This is a genomic window from Flagellimonas sediminis, from assembly GCF_010500845.1.
GTDB lineage: Bacteria > Bacteroidota > Bacteroidia > Flavobacteriales > Flavobacteriaceae > Flagellimonas > Flagellimonas sediminis.
The window spans coordinates 380,444-396,259 of the sequence record NZ_JAAAMI010000004.1; the positions used below are offsets into that span (position 1 = coordinate 380,444).

Consider the following 15,816-nt stretch of genomic DNA (forward strand, 5'->3'; position numbering starts at 1 on the left):
CGGGGCCATGGGTTAAATCTTGGCCCCATTCCAGTAAAAAGGCAATAATAATGAAGAACATTACCAAGCTTATTGCAACCATCTTGACCCTTGGATTGTTTCTTTATGGGGCCACACATCTATCTTTTGACAATGTAGGGAACCAGACCACTTTGCGGAAAGAAATCATCAAAGTGGAAAATGGTTATGGCTACCAAATCTTCAGCGGAGAAAAATTGTTGGTTCAACAGAAATTTATTCCGGCAGTGAAGGGTTATCAAACATTTAGATCCGTAAAAGATGCCAAAAAAGTGGCAAATTTGATCGTGGAAAAAATCCGTAACAGGATCAGCCCTCAAATTTCAGTGGAAGAACTAGCGGAACTGGGAGTTGTATTCTCGGATCAATAACCAAATATCATGACCATAGAGCGAAGGCACATACAGATATTTTTTGTCCATTTTTCCATTTGGGCCCTGTTCTATGGATTCTTTCTTTTACCCTTCTTTTTCCAGTTGAGGCAGTTGCCCCCTGATTTACCCATTCGATTGGTACTTACTATTATACTGTTCTATACCAATTACTTTTTACTGGTCCCTAGATTCCTTCTCAAAAAAAATACATGGCAATACGTGATTATCTGCCTGACCATCATTATCATATTGGGAGTTGTCATAAACATGAATTTTTCGTTTGAACCCAAACTTCCGCCAGGTTTCCACAGAAATGAGGATTTCAGGGATGGAAAATGGGCAAGACAAGTAATCATGATGTTGAGTCTCAGCACTCCCTTTTTCATAAGTACTTTACTCAGAGTTTATGTGGAATGGCGAAAAAATGAAGATTTGAGAAAAAAAGTGGAAAATGAAAAGGTGAGTTCAGAACTTCAGTTTTTGAAAACACAATTGAACCCCCATTTTTTGTTCAATTCCCTCAACGCCATTTATTCCCTGTCGGTTAAGGGGGCGCCCAATACCTCGGAAGCCATTATTTCCCTTTCGGAACTCATGCGCTATATGCTCTATGAAGCCGACAAGGATAAGGTTAAATTAGTAAAGGAACTGGAGTACATCAAGAACTATGTGCAGTTACAGCGGTTGCGACTGTCCGATAGTGCCAATGTTAAGTTAAAAATCTCGGGGGAAGAGCGGGGAAAAGATGTTCCTCCCTTACTTTTCATATCTTTTATAGAAAATGCATTCAAGTACGGTACCGACTACAAGGGCAGAACCTATGTGAACATTGGGCTGCAGATAAGCGATAAGAACATACACCTAAGGGTGGAAAACAAAATAGGAGCACATAGAAAACAAACCAAAAACTCGGGTGTGGGACTTGAGAACGTCAAAAACCGCTTACGGTTGCTCTATCCCAACTCACACAAACTACAGATTACGGACGACGGAGAAACGTACACAGTAGATTTGAACCTGAATTTGTAACGATAGGTTGCAACTAACCAAGTGACCCCATGAAGTGTATCATTATTGACGACGAGCCCTTGGCAATCGATGTTTTGATGGATTATTGCCAAAAACTGGATTTTGTGGAACTGGAAGGCACGTTCACCAATCCACTGGAAGCCATCTCCATGATCAAGGAGAAAAAAATCGACCTCATTTTCTGCGATATTGAAATGCCCCAAATCAATGGGATAGATTTTATCACTTCGCTGGACAATACCCCCATGTTCATTTTTACCACAGCCTACTCACAATATGCCGTGGAGGGTTTTAACCTGAATGCCATTGACTATTTGGTAAAACCTATCCCTTACAACCGGTTTATTAAGGCTATTTCTCGGGCCAAGGAAATCATGGCCTATAAAAAAACAACCGTGAACGACAATGTATTTCCTTCGCATGGCGAAGCTGCAGTACCTGCCCCAAAATACATTTTTGTAAAGGCGGAATACGAAAGCGTGAAAATTGAACTAGATGACATAGAGTATATACAAGGACTGAAGGATTATCTGAAAATCCATGTTTCAGGCACCAATAAGGCCATCCTTACCTTGATGAGTTTCAAGGAGATTTTGGACAGGCTTCCCAACCATCAATTTTTAAGGGTACACAAATCCTTCGTAGTGAACATCAGCTGTATTAGAACGGTTCAGCGAAACCGCATCGTGATCAATGATATGAGGATTCCCATCGGGGAAAGTTACAAATCCAGTTTTTTCCACCAGCTGGGACTTTAAAAAAGTCCCCTAGACGACTTCGGCGACCACAAAGGTGCTGCCTCCAACATAGACCACATCATCCTTTGAAGCATTGGCAAGGGCTTTTTTCAATCCTTTTTTTACAGATGTATAGGTCCTTCCCTTCAACCCTTCCTCCTCTGCCAATCTATGTAAAGAATCCACATCCAACCCACGGGATATGTTCGGGCGAACAAAATAATAATGGGCGTTCTTTGGAAATAGCTTCAGAACCCCTTTTATATCCTTGTCATTCACAAACCCCAATACCATATGGAGGTTCTTGTGTGGTTGTTTGGCAACTTGTGGAATCACCCATTGTAACCCTTCCTTATTGTGAGCGGTATCGCAAACAACTAGCGGATCGCGCTGCAAAATCTGCCACCTGCCCATAAGTCCTGTATTGGCAACTACCTTTTTCAATCCATAGGATATGGCCTTTTCTGAAACTTTTAAATGCTCCAATTGTTGAATGGTGGCCACAACCCCCCTCATGTTGTTCTGTTGATAATCTCCAAGCAAGTCGGTAGTATATTCAAGTTGATCCAACGTATCGGCAAATACAATCTTGGATCGAAGTTGCTTGGCGATCAAGGTAAAAATTGTTTCCGTTTCCGGTTGTCGTTCACTGATTACAACAGGCACACCGGGTTTGATGATTCCTGCTTTTTCCAATGCTATTTTCTCAAGGGTATCGCCCAAAATATGGGTATGATCCAACCCAATGTTGGTGATCAAGGATACTTCCGGAGCAATGATATTGGTGGAATCCAATCGGCCGCCCAATCCAACCTCTACCACAGCAATGTCAATTTTTTCTTCCGCAAAATAAGTGAAGGCCATTCCCACCGTCATCTCAAAGAAGGAAAGTTTATGGTATTCCAAAAAGGTCCTGTGTTTGGCAATAAAATCCTTTACAAAATCCTTATCGACCTCTTTACCATTGATTTTGATCCGTTCCCTAAAATCTTTGAGATGGGGCGAGGTGTATAGACCAACCTTGTAGCCTTCCTCCTGTAGAATGGAGGCCAACATGTGGCTGCTGGACCCCTTACCATTGGTCCCTGCGATATGAATGCTCTTAAACTTTAGCTCAGGATTACCCAAATAACCGGAAAACTGGATGATATTATCCAATTTGGCGTTCAGGGCCACAATACCTTTTTGCTGGTACATGGGGAGCTGGGAAAACATCCAGTCCAAGGTTTCCTTATAGGTCACTATTGCCCCAATTTAAAATTGATCACCACAAAACCTATTTGTTGGGCGGGTGCATTGGAATCCAAGTTCCAACGGTATGTAAGTGCAGTCTTTTTTGCGGGATCCAACAAACATTGTGCATTGTTGGTAGTTCCTTTAACCCCTGGTTGTGCATCTATGACCCTGCCATTTCTATCCACAACAATGCGTACCACAACCCTGCCTTCTTCATTACAGTTTTGTTGCACTACATCCTTGCTCTGCAAAGACCTTCCGTTTAAACCATAACCACCACCAGTACCATTTCCGGCTCCAGGGGCACCATAATAGGTAGTGGCATAGGGGTCACCATCCGGATTACCCTTATCGCCAGGCTTGTTGTCATCTCCTTCGCTGCCTGTGGCGGTACCATCAGATTTGCCAATACCACCGATCAAGGCATCTATATTCTTTTTCTTGGCCTCCTGTTCCTGGCGTTGCTTTTCCTCGGCATCCCTTTTTTCCTTGGCAATACGTTCTGCTTCGGCCTTGGCCTTTTCAGCAGCTTCATCCGCCTTGCGTTTGGCTTCTTGCTGCTGTTTTATTTTTATGGATTCCTCGTCGTTGCTGGTCAATACCTTTTCCACCGGAGCTTCTTCGGCAACCGATTCCTGTGGTTGCACAGGCTCCACCTGCTTAACAGGTTCACTGACCACTTCCCTGGGTTCGGATTTGATTTTTTCCTTGGGCTGTACTTCACCACTTCCAAAGTCCATGGTGCCAAAATTTACTGCAATACCGTTCTCAATGGGAGGGTCTAAATAGGTAAGACCTATATAGAAGAGCAAAAGCAGTAACCCGCTCAACAAAAGTGTTGTGAGCGTGAAGGATTTTTTCTTGTGTCTCGTATCTAAAAATGACATTATTTTGGCCGCACAGCCAAGATAACCTTGTAATTGTTCCTATTGGCAATGTCCATCACGTTGACCGCTTCTTTGATGGCCACGTTTTCTTCTGCCCTTAAGATGATAGTAGGCTTGTCTTGACCTTCAAGTGCCTTTTTTAGTTCAATTTCAATGTATTCTTTATTGATCTGCTCGTTGTTCACAAAATACTTCAGGTCTTTGTTGATGGTAACCGAAACATTCTGTGTGTTGGTAGATTTTCCTTTCGCCTTGGGCAGAAGTAAATCCAAGGCATTTGGTGCATTGGATGTCAACATGAAGAAGACCAATAACAGAAATACGATATCTGTCATGGACGACATGCTGAATTCTGGGCTTACCTTGTTTCTTCCCTTTAGTTTCATACCGAAATACTATAGGGGTTCGTTCAACAAGTCCAAGAACTCTACAGCATTGGCTTCCATTTGGTGCACCACCTTATCGGTCCTGTTCACCAAGTGGTTATACCCGATATAGGCGATAATACCCACAACCAAACCGGCCACCGTAGTGGTCATGGCGGTATAGATACCAGATGCCAAGGAGCCCATTTCGGCCTGGCCACCGCTACTAGCCATTTCGTGGAAGGCCAAGATCATACCGATCACGGTACCCAAAAACCCGATCATGGGTGCGGCACCTGCAACCGTTGCAAGAACACTTACGTTCTTTTCTAATTTGTAGACTTCTAGTGTTCCCGCATTTTCGATGGACGTATTGATATCATCCAAAGGCTTGCCAATTCGGGCAACTCCTTTTTCGATCAGACGGGCAACAGGCGAATCGGTTTGCGCGCACAGCAATCTGGCAGCTTCCAATTTACCGTTCATGACATGGTCACGAATCTGGTTCATAAAGTTTTTGTCGATCTTCGACGCCGCCTTTATGGCAAAAACTCGTTCAAAATAAATGTACAATGCTACGAATAGAAGGACAAAAAGCACCAGGATAATCACAATACTTCCCGTACCCCCATTAACAATAAGATCCATCACGGAAAGGGTCTTTTCTTCTGAAATAGAGGCCATTGCCTCAGCGCCCTCCGCTGCTTCTTGAAAAATAATCATATAGAATCCCCAATTTTAGTTGCAATAATAACGGAGATTTTTGACCTAAAGTATTTTATCTAGAATAAATTTCGCAAGATCATGAAACAGGCCGCTCCACCGATGAACCCAAGGAAGGCCAACCACGAAATTTTTCTCAAGTACCAGAAAAAGTCAATTTTCTCCATGCCCATGGCTACAACACCGGCTGCCGATCCAATGATCAACATACTTCCTCCGGTACCTGCAGAGTAGGCTATAAAGTGCCACAACTGGTCGTTCATTGGTTCGGAGAACATGCCCAAACTAGCAGCCACCAAAGGTACGTTGTCAATCACCGCAGACCCAACACCCAACAACAGGATAACCAAATCAGATACATGGGTACTGGACATTTCTGTTCCGATCATAGGCATTCCCTGTTTCAATCCTTCCGCAAAGTTGAACAACAGGCCCAATGATTCCAAGGCGGCCACAGCCATCAAGATTCCCAAGAAAAAGAGGATACTGGGCAGTTCGATCTTGGTCAAGGCTTTATGCACCGGGCTATGATGGGATGCCGCATCGCTTTCCTCATCTACATTGGAAATGGAGAATTTAGCACTACTGAATATTTCCGCAAAAGTAGAAACCACAGCAAGTGACAACATCATTCCAACATAGGGAGGCAAGTGCGTGATCGTTTTAAAAATGGGCACAAAAATGATGGCACCCAAACCTAAATACAACATTTTGGCTCCAAATCTAGATTTTGGCGGTTCTTCCTCCTCAGCATCGATATGACCTTTGAAAACAGGCAAAAACGAAGCAATGAGTGATGGGATGATCATACACAACATGGATGGTAACAACAAATGCTCAATTAAGTTTGCAGTGGTTACTTTTTTACCGATCCAAAGCATGGTGGTGGTTACGTCACCGATAGGAGACCAAGCCCCTCCCGCATTCGCGGCAATAATGATCAAACCGGCATACCAAATCCTAGTATCCCTATCCTTGATGATTTTTTGAAGGATGGAGATCAAAACAATGGTAGCGGTCAGATTATCGATGATTGCCGAAAGAATAAACGCTAGAAAAGAAAAAATCCATAGGATTTTTTTCTTGCTCCTAGTCTTCACAAAAGTTTTAATAGTGGAAAATCCATCAAAATAATCAATGATCTCCACAATGGTCATGGCACCCAAAAGGAACACCAAAATCTCGGAAGTCTTACCTAAATGATGGAGCAAGGTTTCTTCCAAAAGCTCCAATTTTTCGGGATGACCCAGCGTATTGAAGTCTTCCATCAAATGGTGTTCACTGGAATTGAACCAGCTGGTAAACCCGTCCAATCCGAAGGCTATCAAGGCCCAGAGGATGGCCATCATGGCCAATGCGGGAATAAGTTTATCTATTTTTAAGTTGTGTTCGAGGGTGATTGCCAAATATCCAACGACAAAAACAACAACTAAGAGGGTTTCCATGTTAAGTTTGGTTTAATTAAGGAATTATTTTTTTTGAGTAGCTATCTGTGGTGCTAAAGATATTCAAAATGAGTTTTTCCGCATAATCTTATTGGTATAAATTATTGTAAAAATGAGATGTTGTAAGCAATTACCTTTTAAAAAATTAAATCATTCTCATTTTATACTATCTATTGATGTAAAATTCCTATTGTAAGACTATATTTGTAGACCGTTTTTAGTTATTTTTCAGTTTTATGGACTTCACACTTTCCGAAGAGCAGTTAATGATCAAACAAGCGGCAAAGGATTTTGCCCAAACCGAGCTTTTGCCGGGCGTAATAGAAAGAGACGAAACCCAAACCTTTCCTGATGCGCTGGTCCAAAAAATGGGACAACTTGGATTTTTGGGAATGATGGTGAATGAAAAGTATGGAGGTAGCGGTCTTGACACGCTGTCCTACGTTTTGGCAATGGAAGAGCTATCCAAAGTAGACGCTTCTGCCTCAGTAATGGTCTCCGTGAACAACTCATTGGTGTGTTGGGGACTGGAAACCTTCGGCACCGAAGCCCAAAAGGAAAAATACCTGACCCGATTGGCCTCTGGTGAGATTATCGGCGCATTTTGCCTGTCCGAACCAGAAGCGGGCAGTGATGCCACATCACAAAAAACCACGGCCATAGACAAGGGCGACCATTATATATTGAATGGTACCAAGAACTGGATAACCAACGGTAACCGTGCCGAGGTGTACCTTGTAATTGCCCAGACCCATATTGAAAAGGGACATCATGGGATCAATGCCCTAATTGTTGAAAAAGGCATGGAAGGGTTCGAGGTTGGGCCCAAGGAAAATAAATTGGGCATTCGGGGCAGTGATACGCATTCTCTGCTATTCAACGATGTAAAGGTCCCGAAGGAAAACCGTATAGGCGAAGATGGCTTTGGCTTCAAGTTCGCCATGAAGACCTTGGCAGGCGGAAGAATAGGGATTGCGGCCCAAGCATTGGGAATAGCAGCAGGCGCCTACGAACTGGCCTTGCAATATTCCAAGCAACGAAAAGCTTTCGGCACCGAGATTGCCAACCATCAGGCCATTGCTTTTAAATTGGCCGATATGCACACCAAAATTCAGGCAGCAAGACATTTGGTTTACCAGGCGGCATGCGACAAGGATGCCAAAAATGATTATACCCTATCCGGGGCCATGGCAAAACTGTACGCCTCCGAAGTAGCCATGGAAACCGCAGTGGAAGCAGTCCAGATCCATGGTGGAAATGGCTTTGTAAAGGATTACCATGTGGAGCGGTTCATGCGCGATGCTAAAATCACCCAAATCTACGAAGGAACCTCAGAAATACAGAAAATTGTCATATCAAGAAGCATCTTAAAAGACTAAAAGAAAACCATACCCCTCCAAATAGAGGGGTATATCTTTTAAAGATAAAGTTTCACAAGCTCATCCCCCTGCAATGAGCCGGCAACTACAGTTGCGGAGATTAAAAATCAATAGAAACCTCCAATTAAATTAGGGATAATAGGTCCTTTATCAAATTAATTGAGATAATGATAATTTAACATTCCATTAATTCTCAAATTGAATATTATTCAACCCTTCATTCGATACGTTGATTATTTATCTGATAATCACCAAATATCTTATTATCTATTCATCATAATTGGTATTTTTGAAGAAATACGTTAATGATGGGATTGGAAAGACAGGGTTTATACCTACCGGAATTTGAGCATGATAACTGTGGCGCAGGTTTCATCTGTAGCCTTAAGGGAAGAAAGTCCAACGATATAATACACAAGGCTCTTGAGATCCTTGATAAATTGGAACACCGTGGAGCTGTGAGCTCAGATGGTAAAACCGGTGATGGGGCCGGTATCCTTATTGATATCCCCCATGCTTTTTTCAGCGACGTGTGCAAGTTCACCCTTCCAGAAGCAGGGGAATATGCCGTTGGTAATGTATTTCTACCTCAAAAGACAAACCAACGTGATTTTTGCATCAAGGTTCTTGAAGAAAACATGAAATTGCAGGGACTACAACTATTGGGTTGGAGAGATGTACCAGTAAACCGTTCCGTTCCCGGTAGAATTGCTGCAGAGACCGAGCCTTATGTCATGCAGGTGTTTATAGGTAAGGGTGAAGCCCTCGATGACTTCCAGTTCAACCTAAAACTTTTCATTGCCCGCAAGATTACCGAACATACCATTATAGATAGTAAACTGTCACAAAGTCCATTTTTCTATCTTCCTAGCCTTTCCACTAAAATTATCATTTTTAAAGGGCTATTGGTACCAAAGGATATTAGCAGATACTATGAAGATCTTTTAGATCCCAGGGTGGTCACCCGTTTGGCATTGGTGCACCAACGTTTTTCAACCAACACCTTCCCTACGTGGGATTTGGCGCAACCTTTCCGTTACATGTGCCACAACGGGGAAATCAACACCTTAAGAGGAAACGTATCGCGTATGCGTTCCCGCGAAGAATTGATGAAGAGCGATTGGTTCGGGGACGATATCAAAAAAATACTTCCCATTGTCCTTCGTGGAAAATCGGATTCGGCCAGTATGGATATGGTCGTGGAACTGTTGTTGATGACAGGTCGTTCCCTTCCGGAAGTCATGATGATGCTGGTGCCCGAAGCTTGGGAGAAGAACCCTGAAATGTCCGAATCCAAGAAGGCGTTTTACGAATACAACAGTTGTTTGATGGAACCTTGGGACGGTCCTGCCTCCATACCCTTTACCGATGGAAACTACATCGGTGCGGTTTTGGACAGAAATGGACTTCGTCCTTCCAGATATTCGGTGACCAAAAAAGGATATGTGATCATGTCCTCCGAAACCGGAGTGGTTGAACTAGATCCAGAAGATATCGAATTGCACGGTAGGTTGGAACCCGGAAAAATGTTCTTGGTGAACATGGAAGAAGGCAGGATCGTTAACGATGAGGAAATCAAGGAAGCCATCGCCAAGAAACATCCCTATAAAAAATGGTTGAAAGACAATTTGGTTCACTTAAGGGATATCCCTTATAACGAATGCCCTGTTTTCTTTGGTGAATTCCCTTTAAAAACAAGAAGGGCCGCTTTTGGCTATACCCATGAAGATATCAATACCATTATTATGCCCATGGCCAAGCAAGGCAAGGAACCTATTGGCTCCATGGGTTCGGATACGCCCATTGCGGTACTTTCCGAAAGACCCCAATTGATCTACAATTATTTCAAACAACTTTTTGCGCAGGTAACCAACCCGCCATTGGATGGTATCCGTGAAGAGTTGATCACCGATATCAGCCTTACTTTGGGCAGTGACCATAATATTTTCGACTTTTCAGAACTGCATTGCCGTAAGTTGAAAATCCAGAATCCGGTCATCTCCAAGGAAGATTTGGACAAAATTAAAAACTACGATGCCAGTCCCGATTATAAAGTGGTCTCCATTTCCATCCTCTATGAAATTGCCAAAGGACATAATGGGTTGGAAGAGGCTCTGGACTCCATTCTTTCTCAGGCTGTAAAGGCCATTGATGAAGGAGCCAATATCATCATCCTTTCCGATAGGATGGTCAGCACAGAAATGGCGGCGATCCCAGCACTTTTGGCCTGTTCCTTTGTGAACAGTGGCCTGCAAAAGCTAGGGAAACGCTCCAAACTGAGCATCATCATTGAATCTGCCGAGCCAAGGGAAGTACATCACTTTGCCTTACTTTTTGGCTTTGGGGCAAGTGCCATCAACCCCTATTTGGTCAACGAGATCATCGGGGAACAGATTACAGAGAACAATATCACAGAATTCACTTTTGATGAAGCCATCAAAAATTACAACAAGGCCATTGGCAAAGGCATCTTAAAAGTGATGAACAAAATTGGGATTTCCACATTGAATTCATATCGTGGCTCCCAACTATTCGAATGCATCGGCATCAATACCAAGGTGGTGGACAAGTATTTTCCAAATACCCCCACCCGCATCCAGGGCATAGGATTATATGAGATTGAAAAGGAAATTGCGAAACGCCACAACAAGGCATTCAAAACCCAGGAATTAGCAGCCAATCTTGACCTTGAGGTTGGTGGCGAGTACCGTTGGAGAAGGAATGGCGAAAAACACATGTTCAATCCATTAACGATTGCCAAACTTCAGAAATCGGTACGCAATAACGAGCCGGAAACTTATAAAGAGTATTCCGAATTGGTCAATGAGCAATCCAAAAACTTGATGACTATCCGTGGTTTGTTTGAATTTTCAAACTATGATCCCATTCCGATCGAGGAAGTGGAACCTTGGACCGAAATTGTAAAAAGGTTCAAGACAGGGGCCATGTCCTACGGAAGTATCAGCAAGGAAGCACATGAAAATCTAGCGATTGCCATGAACCGAATTGGCGGAAAAAGCAATTCAGGTGAAGGTGGAGAAGATCCGGCTCGTTTTTATAGAAGTCAAACCGGCGACTGGAAAAACAGTGCCATCAAACAGGTGGCCTCAGGTAGGTTTGGGGTAACCTCCAACTACTTGGCCAACGCCCAAGAAATCCAGATCAAGATGGCACAAGGGGCCAAACCGGGTGAAGGCGGTCAATTGCCAGGTCCAAAAGTGGACCCTGCCATCGCCAAAACACGAAATTCCACCCCTTACGTAGGATTGATCTCACCACCACCGCACCACGACATTTACTCCATTGAGGATTTGTCCCAATTGATCTATGACCTGAAGTCGGCCAACCGAGAAGCAAGGATCAATGTGAAATTGGTATCCGAAGTAGGTGTGGGTACAGTGGCCGCAGGGGTGGCAAAAGCCAAGGCCGATGTTATCCTGATCTCAGGATACGATGGTGGAACCGGGGCTTCCCCATTAACTTCATTGAAACATGCCGGTCTACCATGGGAACTTGGCATTGCCGAAGCGCAACAGACCTTGGTATTGAACGACCTTCGCAACAGAGTCGTCCTAGAGTGTGATGGCCAGTTAAAGACCGGAAGAGATGTTGCCATAGCCTGTCTCTTGGGAGCTGAGGAATTTGGTTTTGCCACTGCACCCTTGGTGGCATCGGGTTGTATCATGATGCGCGTTTGCCACTTGAATACGTGTCCAGTGGGTATCGCTACCCAAAACCCCGAACTGCGCAAAAAATTTCAGGGGAAACCGGAGCACGTCGTCAACTACATGTATTTTGTGGCCCAAGAACTAAGGGAAATCATGGCCAAGCTTGGTTTCAGGACCATCAATGAAATGGTGGGCCAGGTACAAAAACTGGACAGGAACAAGGCCATTGCACATTATAAAGCTGCAGGTATTGACCTAACTCCAATCCTATATCAAGTAGATGTTCCCGAAGGGACCAAGTTCTACAACACCCAAAAGCAACAACATGACATCATGGATTCCATAGAGTTTGGCATCATTGCCAAGGCACACCCTGCCCTTTTCAGAAAGGAAAAGACTTCTTTGGACTTTCCAATACATAATACCGATAGGTCAGTTGGGGCCATCATCAGCAATGAGATTTCCAAAATTTACGGTGCTGATGGTCTTCCTGACAATACCCTTAAATTGAACTTTACAGGTTCCGCAGGACAAAGTTTTGGCGCATTTGCCACCAAAGGACTTACCATGGTCGTAAACGGAAACACCAACGACTATTTGGGCAAAGGACTTTCCGGAGCCAAATTGGTTGTCAAGGTTCCTTTCAAATCCACCTTTAAACCAGAGGAAAATGTGATCATCGGAAACGTGGCACTTTATGGGGCCACTTCTGGAGAAGCCTACATCAACGGAAAAGCCGGGGAACGTTTTTGTGTTCGGAATTCTGGTGCCAAAGCAGTGGTAGAAGGTATCGGCGACCATGGCTGCGAATATATGACAGGGGGAGTTGCAGTGATTTTAGGGGCCGTGGGAAGAAATTTTGGAGCAGGTATGAGCGGCGGGATTGCCTATGTATACGATAAGGATGGCTCCTTTGAGAAAAAATGCAATGGCGAAGCACTGAACCTGCTTCCCGTAGAGGAGCCTAATGATATTGCCCAACTCAAGGAATTGATCGAAAACCATTACAACGCCACTTTGAGTCCATTGGCACAGGATATTTTGGAAAACTGGGAAAAAGTACTCCCCAAATTCATTAAGGTTTTCCCTGAAGAATATAGGCAGGCCCTTATCCGATTGGAACAAGAAAAAATGCAAACCTTATAATTTTAGAGATGGGAAAGATTACAGGATTTATGGAATTTGACAGGAAAGTGGAAGCCTACGCCCCTGTTGAAGAACGTATCAAAAACTATAAGGAGTTTACGGAGCCACTCAAAGAAAGTGAGCTCAAAAACCAAGGGGCACGTTGTATGGATTGCGGTATCCCCTTTTGCCATAGTGGGTGCCCTTTGGGTAATTTGATACCCGATTTCAATGATGCGGTATACCAAGGCAAATGGGAAAAAGCTGCCAAGATTCTCCATTCAACGAACAATTTTCCCGAATTTACTGGGAGATTGTGCCCCGCACCTTGCGAGGAGGCCTGTGTGTTGGGCATCAATGAAGACCCCGTTTCCATAGAGAATATTGAAAAAAATATTGTGGAAACAGCCTTTAAGAACGGATGGATCCAACCAGAACCTCCTTTCAAAAGAACAGGAAAAAAAGTGGCCGTTATTGGTTCCGGACCGGCAGGTCTGGCAACAGCACAACAACTTAACCGTGCTGGCCACTTGGTAACCGTTTTTGAACGTGATGAAAAAATCGGAGGTCTTTTACGTTATGGCATTCCTGATTTTAAAATGGAAAAAAATGTCATCGACAGACGTTTGGAAGTAATGAAAAAGGAGGGAATTGTATTCAAAACAGGAGTGCATGTAGGTGTGGATATCACCGCTACTGAACTTAAGGAGGGTTTTGATGCCATCGTGCTTTGTGGAGGTGCCACGGTACGCCGTGGGTTGCCCATTCCAGGTTCCGACCTGAAAGGGGTGGTGCAGGCCATGGATTTTCTTCCCCAGAATAACCGTAAGGTAGATGGCATTCCTTATACAGGCGAGGAGTTGACCGCCAAAGGCAAAAAAGTGATTGTGATTGGTGGAGGGGATACCGGATCGGACTGTATCGGGACATCTATCCGTCATGGTGCGGTATCCGTGACCAATTTTGAGATCATGCCCATGGGTACCACAGCACGCCCTGAAGGGCAACCTTGGCCCTTTTGGCCCATGCGTTTGCGTACCAGTACTTCGCACAAGGAAGGTGCAGAAAGGGTTTTCAGCATTTCCACCAAGCATTTTAATGGCGATAAGGATGGCAATTTAAAAAGCTTGGTAACGACAGAAGTAGAATGGGTAACAGCACCAGGCCAAAGACCTGTTCTTAAGGAAGTTGCAGGCTCCGAAAAAGAATGGGAATGCGATTTGGCCCTTTTGGCCTTGGGCTTTACCGGTTCCGAGACCACCATTGCCGACCAGTTGGGGTTGGAAATGGACCCACGGACCAATATCAAGGCTTCGGTTACCAATTATAAGACCAATGTTCCCGGAGTTTTTGTGGCCGGTGACCAAAGAAGGGGACAATCGTTGATCGTTTGGGCCATTTCGGAAGGTAGGCAAGCCGCACATCATGTGGATACCTATTTGATGGGGCAATCCTTTTTACCATTGAAAGGCGAAGGAGATCTACCTAGAGTATAGTAAAAAAGCATAAATCTCAACTAAACTTGAAAGCTCCCTTAACTTCGGTTTCGGGAGTTTTTTATTGCGCAAAATTCAGGTTGTGCCCTGCTCTTATCTCACATTAAATTATAAATGACTATATTTCAATTACATAAATACATTATCCATTAACACATAACGCACGTGTATAAATGGATTATCGTCCCTTAGACTTGCTTTTATTTTCCTTCTAGCTGTGTTTTATCCAACCTAAAACACTTTATATCATGAAAAACTATTGCATGCTCTTCGTATTGACACTACTAGCCGCATCATGCATTTCCAAGGAAAAACAAAAAGACGAAGTTGACATTTCTTCGAAAAAGGTTATAAATCCACTAAAAGAAGGTCAAGTTGAAATCATTACTAAAAGCATGGAGTTCTTTTCTGCTGATACATTGTATTCAGGCTGGAATACATTGTTTTATGAAAATCAATCTCAAGAAGTCCATTTTGTACTCATGGACCTATATCCATCAGGCAAATCGGTTGAAGACACCAAGAAAGATGTTTTACCACCGTTTGATGAAGGAATGAAGTTAATTATGGAAGGTGACCTGGATAATGCAGTAGCAGCATTTGGAAAATTACCAGAATGGTTTCAAGACATTAAATATAAAGGCGGTACGGGTCTTATTTCGCCAAAGTATACAGCTAAGAGCACCATTTATTTAGAGCCTGGCACGTATGCAATGGAATGTTATGTGAAAATGTTCAATGGAGAATGGCATACTTCACATGGAATGCTGAAACAAATTATCGTGAAAGAAGAGTCCACCACTTTGGAACCTCCTGCTCCAAGTATTCGCATTGATATCTCCGGTACGGATGGCATAGTACTTAACGACACTATCCAAGGGGGAAAACAAATTTTTCAAACCAATTTCATCGATCAGAAAATATATGAGCATTTTGTGGGCCATGATATTAATTTGGTACGATATGAAAATGGTGCAAACTTAGATTCCCTTGTACAATGGATGAGTTGGATGAACCCTAAGGGCTTGATTACCCCTTCACCTGATGGTTTTACGTTTTTAGGTGGAATGAACAATTTATCTGGTGGAGAAAAAGGATTCTTTGAAGCAGAACTTACATCTGGCAACTATGTACTTATCTCAGAAGTCCCAGATGCGGATAAGAAAAAGTTACTTTATCCCTTTTCCATTTCCAATTAATGGGTAATCACCAGAAACAAAAAAGCCCCTTCACGTGGGTGAAGGGGCTTCGAGGAAGGCGGCGACCTACTCTCCCACCTGGTGTGGCAGTACCATCGGCGCAAACGGGCTTAACTTCCCTGTTCGGAATGGAAA

General features: G+C 43.5%; 12 protein-coding genes and 1 rRNA gene. 7 read left to right on the forward strand and 6 right to left on the reverse strand.

Features of this window, described 5'->3' with window-relative positions:
• Positions 1–50 precede the first annotated feature (50 nt).
• From GTK07_RS10755 to GTK07_RS10765, 3 genes are read left to right on the forward strand one after another with little or no spacing between them, the layout of a single operon-like run.
• Positions 51–389, forward strand: coding sequence for a DUF4907 domain-containing protein (locus GTK07_RS10755; RefSeq protein ID WP_163635241.1), 339 nt, complete (start codon positions 51–53; stop codon positions 387–389).
• 9 nt (positions 390–398) lie between these two features.
• The gene (locus tag GTK07_RS10760; RefSeq protein WP_163635242.1) at positions 399–1,421 is read left to right on the forward strand and encodes a sensor histidine kinase; all 1,023 of its coding nucleotides are present in this window, start codon (positions 399–401) and stop codon (positions 1,419–1,421) included.
• Between the two features lie 29 nt (positions 1,422–1,450).
• Positions 1,451–2,179 (forward strand): LytR/AlgR family response regulator transcription factor, encoded by a 729-nt coding sequence (locus tag GTK07_RS10765; protein WP_163635243.1) that lies wholly within the window; start codon positions 1,451–1,453, stop codon positions 2,177–2,179.
• A gap of 9 nt (positions 2,180–2,188) precedes the next feature.
• Here the strand turns inward: GTK07_RS10765 and GTK07_RS10770 are convergent, their stop codons facing one another.
• Genes GTK07_RS10770 through nhaD form a run of 5 tightly spaced genes read right to left on the reverse strand, consistent with a single transcriptional unit; the run spans position 2,189 to position 6,814 of the window.
• Positions 2,189–3,400, reverse strand: a complete 1,212-nt coding sequence (locus GTK07_RS10770; protein WP_163635244.1) for a bifunctional folylpolyglutamate synthase/dihydrofolate synthase — start codon at positions 3,398–3,400, stop codon at positions 2,189–2,191.
• Positions 3,400–4,281, reverse strand: coding sequence for an energy transducer TonB (locus tag GTK07_RS10775; protein ID WP_163635245.1), 882 nt, complete (start codon positions 4,279–4,281; stop codon positions 3,400–3,402). Before GTK07_RS10775 ends, GTK07_RS10770 begins: the two co-directional genes overlap by 1 nt.
• The gene (locus GTK07_RS10780) at positions 4,281–4,667 is read right to left on the reverse strand and encodes an ExbD/TolR family protein (RefSeq protein WP_163635246.1); all 387 of its coding nucleotides are present in this window, start codon (positions 4,665–4,667) and stop codon (positions 4,281–4,283) included. Before GTK07_RS10780 ends, GTK07_RS10775 begins: the two co-directional genes overlap by 1 nt.
• Positions 4,668–4,676: 9 nt before the next feature.
• Entirely contained in the window at positions 4,677–5,369 is a 693-nt protein-coding gene (locus GTK07_RS10785) for a MotA/TolQ/ExbB proton channel family protein (protein ID WP_163635247.1), read from the reverse strand.
• Positions 5,370–5,428: 59 nt separating this feature from the next.
• Positions 5,429–6,814: a sodium:proton antiporter NhaD gene (gene nhaD / locus GTK07_RS10790; protein ID WP_163635248.1), complete on the reverse strand. Its 1,386-nt coding sequence runs from the start codon at positions 6,812–6,814 to the stop codon at positions 5,429–5,431.
• A 236-nt stretch (positions 6,815–7,050) separates the two neighbouring features.
• Here nhaD and GTK07_RS10795 point away from each other — a divergent pair, with 236 nt between their 5' ends.
• The 4 genes from GTK07_RS10795 (at position 7,051) to GTK07_RS10810 (ending at position 15,681) form a co-directional block, all read left to right on the forward strand.
• Positions 7,051–8,193, forward strand: coding sequence for an acyl-CoA dehydrogenase (locus GTK07_RS10795; protein ID WP_163635249.1), 1,143 nt, complete (start codon positions 7,051–7,053; stop codon positions 8,191–8,193).
• 308 nt (positions 8,194–8,501) lie between these two features.
• A complete protein-coding gene (gene gltB, locus GTK07_RS10800; RefSeq protein ID WP_163635263.1) occupies positions 8,502–13,007 on the forward strand; it encodes a glutamate synthase large subunit in 4,506 nt (1,501 codons plus the stop codon).
• Between the two features lie 8 nt (positions 13,008–13,015).
• Positions 13,016–14,482 (forward strand): glutamate synthase subunit beta, encoded by a 1,467-nt coding sequence (locus GTK07_RS10805; protein WP_163635250.1) that lies wholly within the window; start codon positions 13,016–13,018, stop codon positions 14,480–14,482.
• A gap of 248 nt (positions 14,483–14,730) precedes the next feature.
• On the forward strand, positions 14,731–15,681 hold the full coding sequence (locus GTK07_RS10810; protein ID WP_163635251.1) for a hypothetical protein: 951 nt from the start codon (positions 14,731–14,733) through the stop codon (positions 15,679–15,681).
• Positions 15,682–15,734: 53 nt separating this feature from the next.
• Here GTK07_RS10810 and rrf read toward each other — a convergent pair.
• Positions 15,735–15,816: ribosomal RNA gene (gene rrf / locus GTK07_RS19520) — 5S ribosomal RNA — on the reverse strand; the annotation flags it as partial.